18 protein-coding genes and 2 tRNA genes are annotated in these 17,122 nt (G+C 45.3%); 13 read left to right on the top strand and 7 right to left on the bottom strand.

The genetic code is table 11. The features are described from left to right. Positions 1-31: 31 nt before the first annotated feature. Positions 32-964 carry an alpha/beta hydrolase gene (locus KIT90_RS04840; protein ID WP_180825383.1) on the bottom strand — a complete coding sequence of 311 codons (933 nt, stop codon included), beginning with the start codon at positions 962-964 and terminating at the stop codon, positions 32-34. Positions 965-1,134: 170 nt separating this feature from the next. Between KIT90_RS04840 and KIT90_RS04845 the strand changes: the two genes are divergently transcribed. From KIT90_RS04845 to KIT90_RS04870, 6 genes are all read left to right on the top strand, one after another. Continuing rightward, positions 1,135-1,473, top strand: coding sequence for a hypothetical protein (locus KIT90_RS04845; RefSeq protein ID WP_009697431.1), 339 nt, complete (start codon positions 1,135-1,137; stop codon positions 1,471-1,473). Between the two features lie 178 nt (positions 1,474-1,651). Continuing rightward, positions 1,652-1,728 (top strand) — tRNA-Val (locus KIT90_RS04850). 46 nt (positions 1,729-1,774) lie between these two features. Continuing rightward, a tRNA-Val gene (locus KIT90_RS04855) sits at positions 1,775-1,851 on the top strand. Positions 1,852-2,173: 322 nt separating this feature from the next. Further along, positions 2,174-2,383, top strand: a complete 210-nt coding sequence (locus KIT90_RS04860; protein WP_285375636.1) for a hypothetical protein — start codon at positions 2,174-2,176, stop codon at positions 2,381-2,383. 130 nt (positions 2,384-2,513) lie between these two features. Further along, the gene (locus tag KIT90_RS04865; RefSeq protein ID WP_285375637.1) at positions 2,514-2,795 is read left to right on the top strand and encodes a hypothetical protein; all 282 of its coding nucleotides are present in this window, start codon (positions 2,514-2,516) and stop codon (positions 2,793-2,795) included. A 142-nt stretch (positions 2,796-2,937) separates the two neighbouring features. Continuing rightward, positions 2,938-3,207: a hypothetical protein gene (locus KIT90_RS04870; protein ID WP_005445453.1), complete on the top strand. Its 270-nt coding sequence runs from the start codon at positions 2,938-2,940 to the stop codon at positions 3,205-3,207. A gap of 81 nt (positions 3,208-3,288) precedes the next feature. On the opposite strand, the gene KIT90_RS04875 is transcribed toward KIT90_RS04870, so the two are convergent. From KIT90_RS04875 to KIT90_RS04900, 6 genes are all read right to left on the bottom strand, one after another. Next, complete coding sequence (locus tag KIT90_RS04875) at positions 3,289-3,969, bottom strand: response regulator (protein ID WP_005445452.1); 681 nt, start codon at positions 3,967-3,969, stop codon at positions 3,289-3,291. Further along, on the bottom strand, positions 3,956-5,611 hold the full coding sequence (locus tag KIT90_RS04880) for a sensor histidine kinase (RefSeq protein ID WP_005445451.1): 1,656 nt from the start codon (positions 5,609-5,611) through the stop codon (positions 3,956-3,958). Before KIT90_RS04880 ends, KIT90_RS04875 begins: the two co-directional genes overlap by 14 nt. Positions 5,612-5,723: 112 nt before the next feature. After that, positions 5,724-7,025 (bottom strand): sodium ion-translocating decarboxylase subunit beta, encoded by a 1,302-nt coding sequence (locus tag KIT90_RS04885; protein ID WP_140131902.1) that lies wholly within the window; start codon positions 7,023-7,025, stop codon positions 5,724-5,726. Positions 7,026-7,040: 15 nt separating this feature from the next. Beyond that, positions 7,041-8,852, bottom strand: coding sequence for a sodium-extruding oxaloacetate decarboxylase subunit alpha (oadA, locus tag KIT90_RS04890; protein ID WP_285375639.1), 1,812 nt, complete (start codon positions 8,850-8,852; stop codon positions 7,041-7,043). A gap of 11 nt (positions 8,853-8,863) precedes the next feature. After that, a complete protein-coding gene (locus KIT90_RS04895) occupies positions 8,864-9,115 on the bottom strand; it encodes an OadG family protein (protein WP_017818057.1) in 252 nt (83 codons plus the stop codon). A gap of 68 nt (positions 9,116-9,183) precedes the next feature. Beyond that, positions 9,184-10,527: a 2-hydroxycarboxylate transporter family protein gene (locus KIT90_RS04900; RefSeq protein ID WP_017190260.1), complete on the bottom strand. Its 1,344-nt coding sequence runs from the start codon at positions 10,525-10,527 to the stop codon at positions 9,184-9,186. A gap of 270 nt (positions 10,528-10,797) precedes the next feature. On the opposite strand from KIT90_RS04900, the gene citC reads away from it, so the two are divergent. Genes citC through KIT90_RS04935 form a run of 7 tightly spaced genes read left to right on the top strand, consistent with a single transcriptional unit; the run spans position 10,798 to position 16,906 of the window. Continuing rightward, positions 10,798-11,850, top strand: a complete 1,053-nt coding sequence (citC, locus tag KIT90_RS04905; RefSeq protein ID WP_373417661.1) for a [citrate (pro-3S)-lyase] ligase — start codon at positions 10,798-10,800, stop codon at positions 11,848-11,850. Positions 11,851-11,891: 41 nt separating this feature from the next. Further along, positions 11,892-12,188 carry a citrate lyase acyl carrier protein gene (gene citD / locus KIT90_RS04910; RefSeq protein WP_017818060.1) on the top strand — a complete coding sequence of 99 codons (297 nt, stop codon included), beginning with the start codon at positions 11,892-11,894 and terminating at the stop codon, positions 12,186-12,188. Further along, positions 12,185-13,060 (top strand): citrate (pro-3S)-lyase subunit beta, encoded by an 876-nt coding sequence (citE, locus tag KIT90_RS04915; RefSeq protein ID WP_285375640.1) that lies wholly within the window; start codon positions 12,185-12,187, stop codon positions 13,058-13,060. The genes citD and citE overlap by 4 nt, the downstream gene beginning before the upstream one ends. 18 nt (positions 13,061-13,078) lie before the next feature. Continuing rightward, the gene (gene citF / locus KIT90_RS04920; RefSeq protein WP_373417664.1) at positions 13,079-14,587 is read left to right on the top strand and encodes a citrate lyase subunit alpha; all 1,509 of its coding nucleotides are present in this window, start codon (positions 13,079-13,081) and stop codon (positions 14,585-14,587) included. After that, positions 14,584-15,120, top strand: coding sequence for a citrate lyase holo-[acyl-carrier protein] synthase (gene citX, locus KIT90_RS04925; protein WP_187992964.1), 537 nt, complete (start codon positions 14,584-14,586; stop codon positions 15,118-15,120). The genes citF and citX overlap by 4 nt, the downstream gene beginning before the upstream one ends. Next, positions 15,101-16,060, top strand: coding sequence for a triphosphoribosyl-dephospho-CoA synthase CitG (gene citG, locus KIT90_RS04930; protein ID WP_187992965.1), 960 nt, complete (start codon positions 15,101-15,103; stop codon positions 16,058-16,060). Before citX ends, citG begins: the two co-directional genes overlap by 20 nt. Positions 16,061-16,078: 18 nt before the next feature. Beyond that, positions 16,079-16,906, top strand: a complete 828-nt coding sequence (locus tag KIT90_RS04935) for a DUF5718 family protein (protein ID WP_285375641.1) — start codon at positions 16,079-16,081, stop codon at positions 16,904-16,906. Positions 16,907-17,122: the final 216 nt, after the last annotated feature.

The following is a 17,122-nucleotide window of genomic DNA, read 5'->3' on the forward strand; positions in this document are numbered from 1 at the left end:
CCTTAATAAGAGTGAAGCGAAGTAAACCGAATTAAGCGATTGGAGCTCTGCGAGTTTTGATTTGTTTTGAAATTGATGCGATACAGCGCTTTGCAGACTCACTTACCGAGGAGAGCTGAAAGAATCCATGGATAACGCCTGAGTAGCGTTCACAATTTACCTCTACGCCATGAGCAAGCATTAATTCGTGTAATGTTTCGCCCTCATCACGTAAGGGATCAAACTCCGCAGTGATAATTGTAGTAGGAGGTAACCCTCGATAGTCTACGCTCATAAGGTTAAGGTCCGGCTCAGAAAGCACTTTAGGATCTTTGTTGGTATACAAATCAAAACCAGACAGAAGCATGTTTGCGGTAATGATGTAGTCAGAGCCGTTTTCTTTGTAGCTCTGAGAACTGCCTTTCGGATCCAACATTGGGTAAATCAGGATTTGTTGTTCTGGTAACCAAGTGGTCAATTTTTTAAGCCTTAACGTCGTCGCTAAAGCTAACTGGCCACCGGCACTATCACCCACAAATACCATTCGTTCTGGATTCCCGCCATATTTGTGTCCTTGCTCCTTAATGCCAAGTACCGCTTGGTATACGTCATCGTGCGCGGCGGGATATGTGTATTCTGGTGCGAGTCGATACTTTATACAGATAACGATCGAGTTGGATTGAACGGCAATCTGTCTCAACTGAGCGTCATGCGTTTCAAAGCCACCACTGATGAAGCAACCACCATGAAAATAAATCGTGAGCGGTAAGTTATCTTCATTAGTTGGCTTATAAACTTTGACCTGAATGCCATTCACTACATCCAAGAACTCTCTTTCTGGTATAGCGCTTTTACCCGCTAATACGGTGCTATTGAGATAACCAGCTCGTCGATCAGCAATAGTTTGTTTTGAAGGGCAAGGCTTACCATTGGATTGGAATTCTTCTACTAACTCTCGAATGCCAGGCTCAAGATTTTGGATCATTTTTTAACTCTTAACGAAAAAATCGACGAATCATAGAACAATTAAAAGACATGTATATACATACAGTTCAAATGTGTGATGAAGATTAAAAATAGCATTTCGCAACACTTATCAACATCCGTTCTGGTAACTCCTATACTTTGATAAAGAAAGAAGAATAGGGAAGCGTTATGCGATATGGATGGATTCTTTCAGCGCTGCTACTCACGTTCAGTAGTCATGCACAGCAGTCACTCAAACCACTTGAATGCCAATTAACAGATACACCTCAGGACCATTTCTTATTTTATCGTGAGCAGATGGTTTACCACAGTGAGCAGTTTGCGATTTTCCAAAACTTTAAAGGGCGAGTCAGTACTCAAGTGGATCTTAAAACAGGCAAACTGATTCGTACTACGTTTATTGGTGAACCGTTCGAGCCTAAATACCAAATTTTGTTTGGCGATTGCCCAAACGTATCGCAAGTTTTGCAAATTTGGATGCTCAGTGAAGTGCCTTACGACAATTAACCCAAACACAAAAGTTAAGTAGATCACACTTTTAACCTCACTCAAGTTGAGGCTTGACGATAAAATCGTCTGAAAACGGGTGTTGAGTTTAGATTTTCGCCAAACGATTCAAAGTTAATGAATTTATGCTTGCACCCCTCATAGGATATAGCTAATATCCTTCTCGTTCTTAAGGAATGGGTCCGTAGCTCAGTTGGTTAGAGTACTACCTTGACATGGTAGGGGTCGGCGATTCGAGTTCGCCCGGACCCACCACTCCTTAAAGCCATACTAAAACCAAAGTATGCCGAACATAAAATTTGGGTCCGTAGCTCAGTTGGTTAGAGTACTACCTTGACATGGTAGGGGTCACCAGTTCGAATCTGGTCGGACCCACCAAATTTAGTTCTTCGTGAACAAACGCAAAGCCCGCTATTTTAGCGGGCTTTGTTGTATCTGGCGTTCATCACTTCTTTTCTCATATTCTACCTACGGTTCTCTTCTATGGCTGGGTTTTCATTTTGAATAGACCCAGACCACATGAGGATGCAAATAGTGCCTTACCTGTTTTAGCGTTTCTTTATCAGTAGGGCAATTCGATCAAATTTAGATAACCGGTTTGGAAACGTGATTTCCATGCTTCCTATTGATTAGCATTGCTTGATTGCCGTAAGACCAAACCTAATGTGTGGTGCATCGTTTAACAAAATCTCCGCAGGTGGTGGCGTTAAGTTACGATTCGCTCGATGTTGCACAATACACATTGGCGGAGATGCAAGCGGCAGTCAGTGCCGCAGCGGGCTATGGCACGTACGTGAGTGCCCACGCTTATACAGCCAAGGCTGTACAACGGGCAATAAATGCGGGGGTGAAAGTGATCGAACACGGACAAATGATTGGTGAAGAAACCGCGAAAATGATGTTTGGCTGAATGTTCAACCGTTCCTGCCAAAATATAATCCGTACCCAGAAAAGTCATTCTCACACTTGAAGTACAAGATGCTCGCGGCAAGAACAGATAGGGCGACCAAAGCCGCGAAAGAGCACGGTGTGAAAATTACATGGGTACAGATGTCATACTTACGCCAGAAGCTGCACATCTGCAGCGTCAGTTTGTAGCAGACATAGCTAATTGGTTTACCCCTTATGAGGTGTTAAAAATGGTGACCCATGATAACGGCCAATTGCTTTCGATGAGAGGCTTACGAAGCCCACACCAAGATGGGAAGTTGGGTGTAATCGAAGAAGGGCGTATGCCGATATCTTGTTCGTTAATGGCAACCCCAGATAGCAGCCTAGCTTTGATTATGAAAGACGGCGATATTGTAAAGTCGAGTCTTTAAACAAGGGGTTATCGAAATTCGTAAATAAAAACCATAGAAATTAAATCATGCATTAAATCTGCGTTTTTCTTTGAACGCGCTTAGAAACTCAAACTCGATGATCCGGTGTAATGCTTCTGTCTACTAAACAAATGGTATGAGTATGATAGTAAGTAAGATATCTGATGAGCTAATTACGGAAAAAGCAAAACTAGAGTGGCTAGCGTATTGGCGCCACTTCAGCACCGTTAAGCATCGCCTTTGCTGCGAAGCCAACTGTACCGCAGAGCATGATTATGGTGTTCTGGTTAGAAAAGACGGGGAAGAGCGTAAGGTTTTCGTGGTGCCATTATGCAAGGCGCACAGTGATAATCTTGAACGATTGGAAGTCTCCGACGGCACAGAAATTATCTCCGCGGATCTGACCTTGTGATTTACGTTGTTGCTTCAACGACGTTTAGGGAACGCTTTGAATCGTAGGGTTTCAAAGCGTTCTTCCTAAGCAAAGGGGAGGTTACATTTTCTTTTGATAAACCCTTTCAGGGCGACCAACTTTACCATGTTGAATCACAGCAAGTAGAAACCCTTTTGCGGCTAAAAACTCAAGATAACGCCTTGCTGTTGTTTTGCTGATGCCGACTTCATTGCCTAGAGACTCTGCCGTGTAAATAATTTCGCCATCATCAAAGGCATTCGTGACTTTATCGAGCGTGAGCTCATCGATCCCCTTGGGTAAGGCTTGCATGTGTGATGATTTGGATTGAAAGTTAAACAGTTCGTCGACGTGGCGTTGATTGATGTTGTCATTTGCTTTTAACGAACTGGTGTACTTCAGATAGCGCTCTAAAGAATCGGTTAAGCGATCATAAGAGATCGGTTTTAGCAGATAGTCGAACACGCCACACCTTACGCCTTCTCTTACTGTTTCCATGTCATTGGCGGCGGTGATAAAAATAACATCTGGTGACTGCTTGGCAGCGGTTATGTCTTTCAATAAATCGATGCCTTTGCCGTCAGGCAAGTAGTTATCCAATAAGACCAGTTTTGGCTTCAGTAACTGAATCATCTTTCTGGCTTCAGCGATACTTTTTGCAATTCCGATAGGTCTGAAACGTTGTGTTTGCTGAAGATAGTAAGAATGAAAGTCCGCGATATTGGATTCATCTTCTACTATCAAAACGTCATAAATTTCCATCTTTCAAACTCTCGTTAGGAATAAATAAAGAAAAGATTGTTCCGGTTGGTTCGGCATCGTCGACGAGGATTGCACCGCCAGCGTTATTGACAAGTTGGTGGACTAAATACAAGCCAATACCGTGTCCCGGTTGCGATTTGCTGGTGATCCCTTTATCAAATAGGGATTCTGCGATTTCATCGGGTATTCCAGTGCCATTGTCAGCAACCTCGACCACCAATTCCGTTTCGTTGGCGTCAGAAATTAGTATCGAGATGCATTTGTTGCTGTCAGGGTTTTTCAACGTTGCTTCATAAGCATTGTCGAGTAGGTTACCTATGATGGCGGCCAACTCATCATCAGTAAGTTTGGTTGGTGTACCGCTCAGGTGGCAGTACGGATCAAAATGGAGAGCGAGACCAAGTTCTTTTGCTCGGCTGTATTTGCCTAATAACAGACCCGCAATCACTTTGGAGTTGAACGTACGAGAAATGAAATCAATCAGCTTTTGATGTGTTTCTGTTTCTTGCCTTATGGCACTGAGCGCCTCTTCGTACGCGCCGATTTGAATCAGCCCACTCACTGTAGAAAGCTTATTTGCGTATTCGTGGCTCAATACTCGTAAATTGTCGGTTTGCTGCTGAACTTGGTTTAGTTGTGATGTGAGCGTGCTTAAATCATTGCGCGGTCTGAAGCTTATGACCCAGCCAGAGTGTTGATTGTCTTCCCAAATCTTTACGCGAGTTGCGACCAAAGTTTCGCCGTTACAGGTAATCACTTGATGCTGTCTCTGTGACTCCTCCGCGTCTTCTGCCATCTTTGCTCCCAAGAAAAAGTCAGCAGGGGTGACGTATTCGTTGACCATTCGACCTTGGAGGTGGGATAGATTACGCGCAATTCCTAGAATCTTAAGTCCCCTCTGGTTTGCCGACAAAATACGACCTTGTTTGTCGACCGCAATAATGCCTTCGTAAACCGCTTCAAACACCGAGTTTTGCACGCGGAGGGAGAGGGCGATCTCTTCCGGTTCCATACCATACATCTGACTTTTGATATGACGAGAGAAGAACCAAGCGCCTAAAGATGAGCAAACTAGAATGATCAATAAGGCAAAGAAAAACGGTGTGGAGTAGAGGAGCAGTAAATTACTAACGGTATCCAGTAAGTAGCCCACTGAAACAACACCAATGATCTCGCCAGTTGAGGAAATAATGGGGGATTTCCCACGTATCGCAAAACCTAAGCTGCCTTCTCGTATTGAGTAGTAGTGCAATCCTTGTTGAAGGGCGCGTATGTTGTCTCCACCTTGCATCGGGTAGCCAACTTTTTTGATGTCTGGATGCGCTAAGCGAATGCCCTTACTATCGCCGACGACGATGAAGTTGGCATCGGAAATCCCTTGTAGGCGCTTAATTTGTTTTTGTACCCGCGCTGTATCTCGTAAAGAGACAGCTTCGATCAGTTGAGGGTCGCTGGCAATTTCACGAGCTTGTATGACTGCGCGCGCACTGACCTGGTGGTTTAACGTATCAGAAAGGATGTGGTGGAAATAACCACCGATAAGGAGCAATTGAAACGAAACAACCACAAAAAGCAGCGCCCATACACGCTGTCTAAAAGAGAGGTTACGGCAGAGGTAGTCGTGAAATGTTCGGTCTGGCATGAATGGTAAGCTTCTTATTGATTGAAGGGTAAATTATCAAATGAAACAAGGAAGAGACCTGATCGAGATCTATTGAAGATAACCAATCGAGCCTCGTTCCTTGTGTAACTGTCTAACCGATCACATATTTGATCATCACGCCTGCTGCAACCGCCGAGCCAATAACGCCGGCTACGTTTGGTCCCATCGCGTGCATCAGTAGGAAATTCTGTGCATTTGCTTCTAGACCCACTTTGTTTGACACCCTTGCTGCCATCGGAACCGCAGAGACACCCGCAGAGCCAATCAGTGGATTCACTTTTTCACTCGCGAAACGGTTCATTAGTTTTGCCATCAATACGCCTGCCATTGTGCCAATACAAAACGCGACGATGCCAAGTGCGAGAATACCGATGGTTTGCGGCTGTAAGAACTTATCGGCAACCAATTTGGAACCCACAGAAAGACCCAAAAAGATGGTGACGACGTTGATCAACGCGTTTTGAGCAGTATCCGATAAACGTTCAACTACGCCACATTCACGCATTAAGTTACCAAAGCAGAACATACCTAGTAACGGTGTTGCCGAAGGAAGCAACATGGCAATCAGAATCAACAGGAGCAAAGGGAAGCAAATCTTTTCTAACTTGCTTACTTTACGCAATTGCTGCATCGTGATTTGGCGTTCTGATTCTGTGGTCAGCGCACGCATGATTGGCGGCTGAATCAAAGGTACAAGTGCCATGTAAGAGTAAGCTGCTACAGCGATAGCACCCAGTAATTCTGGTGCGAGTAAGCTAGATACATAAATCGCCGTTGGACCATCTGCGCCACCAATGATGCCTACAGCAGCGGCTTGCGCGACACTGAAATCCATCAAGCCCATAGAGCTCAAACCCAGAGCGCCGAGCACAGTTGCGAAGATACCAAACTGAGCTGCCGCACCAAGAAGCAAGGTTTTAGGGTTGGCTAACAATGGACCAAAGTCCGTCATTGCGCCTACGCCCATGAATATCACCAAAGGACCAGCGCCAGATGCAATTGCAATGCTGTAAAATAGGTACAGCATGCCATCTGAGTATTGATACTCTTCTGCGAGCAAGTGGATATTGGCAAGTTGAGTTGGTGTCGCCGTTGCAAGTGCCGTTTTTACTTCGGCTGCGGAGTCCGTCGCAATGTTCAACACAGAGCCAAACGCTGATATTACCTCAGGTTTCGCAGCATGGAGCGCGTTTTCTACCGCAGACAAGGCTAAGCCTGCATCAGGTAGGTTAGCAAGAATCCCACCAAAACCGATTGGCACCAACAACAAAGGCTCGAACTGCTTAACAATGGCGAGATAAAGTAAAATCAAGCCAACAATAAGCATGATGGCTTGTCCCCATTCGAGGTGGAACAAACCAAAGTCATTCACTAACGCTAAGACATTTTCCATGTGACTAATGCCTCGTTACGCCAGTTGAAGTAAAGGTTCGCCTACATCTACTGCGTCGCCTTCAGACACATCAATGCTGGCGATTTTTCCGGAACGTGGTGCACGAACTTCTGTTTCCATCTTCATCGCTTCAAGAATCAGCAGCACATCGCCTTCTTCAACTTCATCACCAGGCTTGGTGTGGATCTTCCAAATGTTACCCGCAAGTGGGGCGTTCATCGGCTCGGCATCTTGAGCGGTTGTCACTGGCTTTGATGGCGCGGGTTGCGGCTCTGACACGGCTTGAATATCGCCACCTGCGTCAACCTGAACAACATAACTTTGGTTGTTGACGGTAATGGTGTAAACACCGCTTTCTGAGGTAGCATTCATGGTTTGTTTCTCTGGTTTGGTGTTAATTTTTGCTTGTGCTGTTGCTCTTGCTGCTTCATTGCAAGGTGCGGGTTCAAAGGCGTCTGGGTTGTTGCGGTTTTCTAGGAACTTCCAACCCACTTGTGGGAAAAGCGCGATAGTAAGTACATCGTCAATAGCGCTGCCGGAGAGCGGAATGTTTTGCGCTTTTGCTTTAGTGGTCACTTCTGTGGTCAGGTGCTCCAGTTCTGGCTCCAACTTATCGGCAGGGCGGCAAGTAATTGGTTCTGAACCTTCCAACACACGCTGTTGCAGTTCCGTGTCGACAGGGGCAGGCGTTTTGCCGTACTCGCCTCTCAAGACACCAGCGGTTTCTTTGGTAATGGTTTTGTAGCGCTCACCCATAAGGACATTGATGACAGACTGTGTGCCGACGATTTGCGACGTTGGCGTGACAAGCGGCAGATACCCCAGCTCTTTTCTGACTTTAGGGATCTCTTCTAACACCGCATCAAGCTTGTCTGCGGCATTTTGCTGTTTCAACTGACTTTCCATGTTGGTTAACATTCCGCCAGGGACTTGCGCCACAATAATGCGAGAGTCTGAGCCTTTTAACTGACCTTCAAAAGCGGCGTATTTTTTACGTACTTCTCTAAAGTATGCAGCGACAGCTTCCAGCGCTGAAATGTCCAAACCTGTGTCGTATTCAGTGTTTTGAAGTGATGCAACCAGAGATTCTGTTGCTGGGTGACCGTAAGTGCCGCTCATGGAAGAAATCGCAGTGTCCACACGATCAACACCAGCTTCAATGGCTTTCATTAACGTCATATCAGCCATGCCAGCGGTCGAGTGACAATGCAGGTGAAGGTCAACATCCACTTGCTGTTTTAATGTTGAAACCAGCTCACTGGCTAAGGTTGGCGTCAGGATGCCCGCCATGTCTTTGATTGCGATCGAGTCAACGCCCAGTTCACTCAATTGTTGTGCGATGTCGACCCAGGTTTGTAGGTTATGAACAGGGCTAGTGGTGTAACAGAGTGTACCTTGAGCGTGTGCGCCTTGTTTTTTCACCGCAGCAATCGCTTGTTGCATGTTTCGTGGGTCGTTCATCGCATCAAATACACGGAATACATCCATGCCGTTTACCACGGAGCGTTCAATGAACTTATCAACGACGTCGTCAGCGTAATGGCGATAACCCAATAGATTTTGACCTCGAAGCAACATTTGCAACGGCGTTTTTGGCATCGCTTTTTTGAGCTCTCGCAGTCTTTCCCAAGGATCTTCCCCTAGAAAACGAATGCAACTATCAAACGTAGCGCCACCCCAACACTCAAGTGACCAATAGCCGATGTCATCTAACTGTTGGGCGATTGGCAGCATATCGTCGATGCGTAAACGGGTGGCAAATAACGACTGGTGGGCATCACGTAATACAACGTCAGTGATGCCAATGCGTTTAGTAGACTCAGACATTCGAATTCCTCTTATAGCGAGCTTTGTTTGATTTTTTGATGATGAATAGCGGCAGCAATCACAGCGACGAGTTGGTTATCATCGTTTGATGGTTTGGCAGCACACACTTTCTTTTGCGGAGGGGGAGTTGGTTCGACATGAAAGCGCCCCAAAAAGCGAGACATGGCTTTGACAGCAAAGACCAAGAAAACAAGAAAAGTGAAGACAAAACCCATACCCAGTGTCATGAGGTTTAAGCCTTCGGTGAATAAATTAACTTCCATTAATATCTCCCATTGGACAAAACAAAGAGCAAAGGAAGACTTTGCTCTTTGACAAAATAAGAAGGGGGTTAACCGCCCAACATGCCGAACACGACACTTGCGATGACCAGTACGATACCGCCACCAAGACGAGATGAGATTTGCGCGTAAGACAGCAAGCTCATGCGGTTTGACGCAGCAAGAACTTCAAGGTCACCAGAGCCACCACGGTTTGCCATACATAGACCGGCAGTGATTGAAGACTCGATTGGGTAAAAGCCCATTAACCAACCACCGACAGAGGCACCAATGATTGCGCCAGCAACGATCAATGTTGCGATGATTAAGTTCGTGAAGGTTAGTGCATTCATGATTTCGCCAAGGTCGGTATAAGCGATACCAACGCCCACCATGAGCACCCAAAGCAATTGTTTTGAGAAGAATGAAGACAAACGTTTTGCGCCTTCTTTCACTTCTTCAGAGCAGATACCACAGGCGTTAACAATCGCAACGATGATGACCATGTAAGCGAAAGTGTGGATTTTTACGTCACCAAAACCTGGCAGTATTTCTTTAGAAAGGGCGGATGAGAAGGTGTAAATACATGCCGCCATCATCAAGCCAATCGCGATTTCACGTGGAGTGATTTTTGGAGCTTCGCTCTCTTCAACATCGAAATTAGACTTACGCAATAGCTCGCCATTACCAGTCAAAGACGGTACTTTTTCACCGATGCTGTTTAGAACGGCTGCTGCGACAATCGCTACGATGTTAGCGATGGTTAAAATTGCAATTGCAACCGAGTAGTACTGTTCTTTAGAGCCACCCGTGACTGACTCATAGATTTCAGAAAGTGGAATCGCACCTGCACCGTTACCACCACCCATGATAGGCAGTACGTAAAGCATCATGATTTTGTCGATAGAAATGCCAAACATCATGCCGCCAAGAATGCCGAGAATTGAAGCACCTGCAACGGCTGCAAGAATGGTCGGAATGTAACCAACTAATGATTTAAGCAGTAGCTTACGGTTAACCGCCAAAATCGAGCCAGTGATCAGAACGGCAATGAACAAGTCGAGGAAATCGGTCTTCTTCATGACTGCAGTGACAGTGTCAATTTCGTTTTGGGTTAATAAACCTGCATGAACAAACCAAGCTGCGACAAGGAAGATCATAACAGGCGCACCGCCAATGTATTTGTTAAAAATAGGCAGGCGTTTACCCAGTTCGCCAAATAGCGCACCAACAACAAACATAAAACCAAAACCGCCGACAATATTATCAGGGATGGTGTCTGTCATATGTGCAATTAACATGACCGCGAACATAAATGCATATAGCGGTAATGGTAAGCCAAAGATTCGGACTTGAGATAATAAGTCTAATCCCGGGCTTCTTGTTTCAGTTATTGAAAGGGTCTTTTCGTTCATCATTATTATTCCGTGTTGATTTAACATGGCGTAATTTAAATTTGAATGAAAAACCTAACTGTGAGTGTGATCATTTAACTTTGTGGAATATATACACACTTATGAATTTAAAGTTTTTAATTATCCAATTACTTAATTTACAGATAGTTAAGTAATTAAATTCATTAAATTCATAAATGACGTTTAGTAGAAGAAAATAGTCGATACGGATCATCATTTTTCAAATTCAAGTGACGCATGATGGCGGCAACACGAAAGAGGATGATGATCATGTTTGACACCTACGCATTTAGCCGAGTGAACCGAAATCAATACGAGAAGTTTGGTGCTATTACCGAGTTTCTAACTTGTTATGATTTGGATGTTGACGCTGATGTAGAGCGATTTGTGGTGGCGAAGTCTCAAGGTCAAATCATTGCTTGCGGCGGTCTTGCTGGTTCAACACTAAAATCTATTGCGATTGATCCTGCCTTACAAGGTACTGGATTTTCTCTGCGATTAATGACTGAGTTGACCACGATGGCTTATGAAATGGGGCGCTTTGATCTGTTCTTGTTTACCAAGCCTCAGAATATGCAAAGGTTTCGTGAATCTGGCTTTTTCCCCATTTCTTTTGCAGACGATAAATTAATCTTGATGGAAAATAGTCAGACCAATTTAAGAAACTTTGTACGTTCATTAAGAAAGAAAAAGAAAGACGGTGATAAAATAGGCAGCATTGTGATGAATGCAAACCCGTTTACTTTAGGGCATCAATACTTAATTGAAACGGCGGCGTCACAATGCGATTGGCTACATTTATTTGTCGTCAGCGAAGAGGGTAAAGGTTTTTCTTATCACGATCGTTTGAACATGATTGAAAGTGGCACTAAACATATTCCTAATCTTACGATTCATCATGGTTCAAAATATATAATATCTAAAGCAACGTTTCCTACTTACTTTATTAAAGAGAAGCGATTGATTGATTATTGTCATACCGCTATTGATCTAAATTTATATCGTCAGCATATTGCGCCAGCATTAGGCATTACACACCGATTTGTTGGGACGGAGCCAGACTGTGTTGTGACTCATTATTACAACCAACAAATGAAACACAGATTAACCACCAAGGAGCTCAACGGCGCACCAATCAGCGTTATTGAAATAGAGCGTAAGTGTGCGTCAGGCACCACGATTTCAGCGTCAACGGTGCGAAAACTCTTGCAGAAAGGGCAATTGGATCAACTGGTTCACTTTTTACCCTCAACCTCTATCGACTACCTACAAAGGCACACGGACGCTTTACCGTGTCTTACCCAAGAAACAGTGGCTGCTTAACAGCCCAATTAATTTTTAACCAAGGTGTTAAAGGTCTTTCAATGAAAATAATAAAACCCGCTTTTGCAGGGACGCTGGAATCCAGTGACTTGCAAGTTCGTATCTCACCCAATCCAGAAGGTGACATCGACATTTCTCTTGATAGCACAGTGAAAAAGCAGTTTGGCAAAGCCATTGAAGCGTTGATTCATGATGTGCTCAATTCGATGGGCGTGACTTCCGCAACGTTAGAAGTGGAAGACAAAGGCGCACTAGATTGTGTGATTAAAGCTCGCGTTCAGGCTGCAGTCATGCGTGCGGCAGACAGCAATGACATTCAATGGAGCAAATTATCATGAGTAAGTTACGCCGTAGCATGTTGTTTGTTCCAGGGGCAAACGCCGCCATGTTAAGTAATACCTTCATTTATCAGCCTGATGCAATCATGTTTGATTTGGAAGACTCTGTGGCGCTGAGAGAAAAAGACACCGCCCGTATGTTGGTGTTTAACGCGCTGCAACATCCTTTGTATCAAGAGATTGAAACAGTAGTCCGTGTGAACCCACTAGAGTCTGAGTTTGGTTTGAAAGATCTGCATGCCGTTGTGCGTGCGGGCGTCAATGTGGTTCGTCTACCAAAAACAGACAGTGCAGAAGACGTGCAAGAAATGGAGCGCTGCATTGAAGACATCGAACGTGTATGTGGCAGAGAAGTTGGCAGCACAAAAATGATGGCGGCAATCGAAAGTGCTCAAGGTGTGAATAACGCCATCGAAATTGCTCAATCGTCTTCGCGTTTAATTGGGATTGCACTGGGTGCTGAAGATTATGTCAGGGACTTAAAAACGCAACGTAGCCCAGAAGGGACAGAGTTGCTGTTCGCCCGTTGTTCTATTCTGCAAGCTGCGCGTGCTGCGGGCATTATGGCGTTCGATACCGTTTATTCCGACGCTAATAACGGGCAAGGATTCCTCAATGAAGCGGAACACATTAAGTCGTTAGGTTTCGACGGAAAATCGCTGATTAACCCAAGGCAAATCGAGCTACTTCACAACGTATTTGCTCCGACTCAAAAAGAGGTGGATTACGCGATTCAAGTTATCGAGGCAGCAGAAGAAGCGCAAGAGCAAGGGCTTGGTGTGGTTTCACTTAACGGAAAAATGGTCGATGGACCAATTATCGAGCGAGCTCGTTGGACGTTACAAAAAGCGCAATCTGGAATTAAAGAGTAGGGAACGAACATGAAACAAATGGAATCCATCAAACCAGCATTGTTGCCAGAGACGTTGTCACTGTTTTCAGAGGCAAATGCGTTAACGCCTCATCTCAACGACTCAAACTCTAAAAAGTCGAGAAAGCTAAAGTCAGATCTGTGTTCTGCCATTTTAGACTCTGGGCTTAGAGACGGTATGACGATCTCTTTCCACCACGCGTTCCGAGGTGGCGATAAGGTGGTTAACTTGGTGTTAGATACTATCGCCCAGATGGGATATAAAGATCTGACACTGGCTTCAAGCTCTTTAACGGGTATTCATTCGCCGGTTGTTGAGCACATAAAAAACGGCGTAGTGAGTAAGATTTACACATCAGGTATTCGCGGTGAGCTTGGTGAAGCCATTTCTCATGGTTTGCTTAAAGAGCCTGTGCATATTCACTCCCATGGAGGACGCGTGCACTTGATTAAATCAGGCGAGCTAAACATCGATGTGGCGTTCATCGGTGTGCCTTGTTGCGATGAGTTTGGCAATGCAAATGGCATGAACGGCAAATCTCGCTGCGGCTCTTTGGGTTACGCCAAAATCGATGCTCAACACGCGCGTAAAGTCGTCATGCTTACTGAATCTATCGTCGGTTATCCAAATCACCCTGCATCAATCACACAAGATTTGGTGGATGCCGTAGTCGAAGTCGAAGAAGTTGGTGATGCGAGCAAAATTGGTGGCGGTGAAACGCGTCTTACCAGTAACCCACGTGAACTGCTTATTGCAAAACGTGCTGCCGATGTGATTATTAATTCTGGTTACTTTAAGCAAGACTTTAGCTTACAAACTGGGTCTGGTGGTGCGTCGCTTGCCGTCACGCGTTTTCTAGAAAATAGCATGGAAAAACGAGGTATTACTGCTGAGTTTGGGCTGGGCGGCATTACCTCAACCATGGTCTCTATGCACGAGAAAGGGCTGATCCGAAATCTAATCGACGTGCAGTGTTTTGACTCTGGTGCAGCGGACTCACTTGCTCGCAACCCGAACCATATTGAAATCTCAGCGAATGAATACGCTAACCCATCTTCCAAAGGCGCGGTGGTTGATCGTCTAGACGTGGTCATTCTCAGCGCGCTTGAAATTGATGTGAACTTCAACGTCAATGTTATCACGGGTTCTGATGGTGTGATTCGTGGCGCGTCTGGTGGTCACTGCGACGCAGCGGCAGGCGCAAACCTTGCCGTGATTGTTGCCCCGCTCGTGCGTGGTCGTATTCCAACTGTCGTAGAGCAAGTGCTAAACGTGGTAACGCCTGGTCAATCGATAGATGTGTTGGTGACTGACCATGGTATTGCCGTGAATCCTCGACGCCCAGAAGTAAAAGAGCGTTTGTTGAACGCAGGACTGCCTGTGCTTGATATGGACGCCTTGGTTGCGAGAGCGCAATCATTAACGGGCAAAGCGGAACCAATTGAATATGACGATCAAGTGGTGGGTTATGTACGTTATCGCGATGGCTCTGTGATTGATGTCATCAGAAAGGTTAAATCTGAATGAGCATTCGCTATGGGCTGAAAGTTGGTCTCGATGATGTCTTGAGCAACAAAGAAGCTCGTGTGAAACGACAAGGTGAGTGGTTAAAACGCCACTCCCTTCCTTTGCTGTCGTTTACCGTCAATATGCCAGGTCCGCAGAAAATGACGGAGTGCACGGAGCGAATCTTCGAACAGGGTGTGCAAGCGATTCAAGCCATTTGTCTCGAAAAAGACTGGTCAATGGCAGGACGACAATTGCTACGACAAGTCACAGGTCCAGAGGCAATTTTTGCGGTCCAAGCACCGAATGCCATGGTGCTCAAACGAGCCATGATTGAGATAGAGAATAACCATCGTCTCGGTCGGTTAATGGATTTAGATGTGATTGATGTCGATGGAAAGATCATCTCAAGAAAAGGGCAAGGGATGACGCGAAGAAAATGTCTTATTTGCGAACAAGATGCCGTGATTTGTGCACGCTCGCGTAAACATGATCTTCAAACCTTGGTTTCTCATATAGAGTCGATGGTGTGTTATGACGAATGTTGCTCTTAAACTGTTGCTCGACCAAAATATCGAGCGTGTTCCAAGCGTTGCGCATCGCTCTGCTGTAAAGGTGAATCTGTTCTCTTTGGTTTCTGAGTTGGCATATCATGCGATGCTGGTGGAAGTGCACTTGTCCCCAAAACCGGGGCTTGTTGACCTTATTAGTAACGGTGCTCACTCAGATATGAATGTGCCGCTGTTTGAAGCCAGCGCGAGTGCAATTCGTCCTTTTCTCAATGGCTTTCTTAACGCTGGTCTTGCGCATTCAACGCACTCGGCAGAGACATTACTGGATGTGTTGCGTCCGGTTGGAATTCAAGCTGAACGCGCAATGTTTGCCGCGACTGGTGGTGTGAATACGCACAAAGGGATGATCTTTGGACTTGGACTGGTATGTGGCGCGATCGGCTGGTTAAAAGGCAAAGGCATTGCGGTTGACTCTCTGCACATTAGCCAAGTTATTAAGCGCAGCTGTGCGTTAATGGTATTTCAAGAGCTGAAAAATACCGACTCTAAAACGGAAACTCATGGTGAGCGGCTGTATCGAGAATTTGGTTTAACTGGAGCGAGAGGTGAGGCGGCGTCTGGCTATCAAACGATCATGACTTACAGTTTGCCTGCATACCAACAAGCGCTGTATGAAGGCGCGTCCGCAGAACAAGCGTTATGGCAAGTGTTGCTCACGCTAATGGTGCACAATCAAGATACCAACGTGGTATCTCGTGGTGGGATGCATGGTTTGCGTTATGTGCAGAACATAGCATCGAAGCTTATTGAGAGTGGTGGTTGGCATAATTCAAACCTTGAAGAACAGCTACTGGATTTTGACCGCCAGCTTATTGAAAAAAACCTGAGTCCGGGCGGCAGCGCAGATTTGCTCGCGCTGACTTGGTTGCTGGCAGAAATTGATGATTTGACGAGACATATCATCGCGAATAACGACGAATAATTAGGAACAAGTAAACGTATGCACAATTTTGAAGATGCGATGATCTTAGGTATCGCGGGAAACTTCGCAGGTCACCTGCAACAAGCTGGTGAGGCTAATGACTTTGCTCTCTACGGAGATGTGAACGCTAACAAGCCCCAAGCATTGTTCCCCATTTATGTGCCTTTTATCGAACATCCGTATTTGTCGACATATCCAATAAGTGCCGATACGACCAAGTTGCCAAATGATATTTTGAACTTACAAATTGAACCAGAGCTCGCTCTGATCTGTGATGTTACTTATGAAGGTGGTCAGGTCTTACAACTTACGCCGACGCATTTTGGCGCATTCAATGATTGTTCGATTCGACGCCCTGATGCGAATAAAATCAGTGAGAAGAAAAATTGGGGTGCAGCGTCAAAAGGCTTTGCATCGCAACTTATTGAACTAGAACGACTCACTCCTGATAGCGATATCGGCAGATTTAGAATCGCGAGCTTTCATAAGCGAGGAGAGCAGGTATTCGCCTACGGGGAAGATTGCGCGGTAAACGAATACTCCTATTTCTATGCGGCTCTGCTGGATTGGATACGTGATCAGATGAATCATCAAGTGGAGCGCGGTCCGATGGAAAACATTCACGCATTACTCAAACAAGCAAATCTCCCAAGCCAGCTAGTGGTCGCAGTGGGAGCAACGCGTTACACCGAATATGGTGAGCAGAATTTCTTGGAAAGAGGCGATGAAAGTGTGGTTGTTGTGTATGACAGCCACCTATACCAACCAAAAGATGTGTTCGGCATGGTACAGAAGGCGCAGTATGAAGCGACAGGCTTTTCTTATGTGAGTCAAAAAGTGCTTTAAGTTTAAGTCAATAGAGAACAAAACAAAGCCCGCAAATTAGCGGGCTTTGTTGTATCTAGAGCCTATCACGCTGTATTCAAATTCCCTTTGGAATTCAATAAACCCCGCCAATACAAACGAAAAGTGTGATTGTCTTTTTTAATCTTGCCTTGAGACAGTTGCAGTGGTCGATTGATCGAACCAAAGTACCTCTTTTTTGATATTTAGAGAGGGTTC

The sequence above is a fragment of the Vibrio sp. B172a genome (assembly GCF_030248355.1).
GTDB lineage: Bacteria > Pseudomonadota > Gammaproteobacteria > Enterobacterales > Vibrionaceae > Vibrio > Vibrio owensii.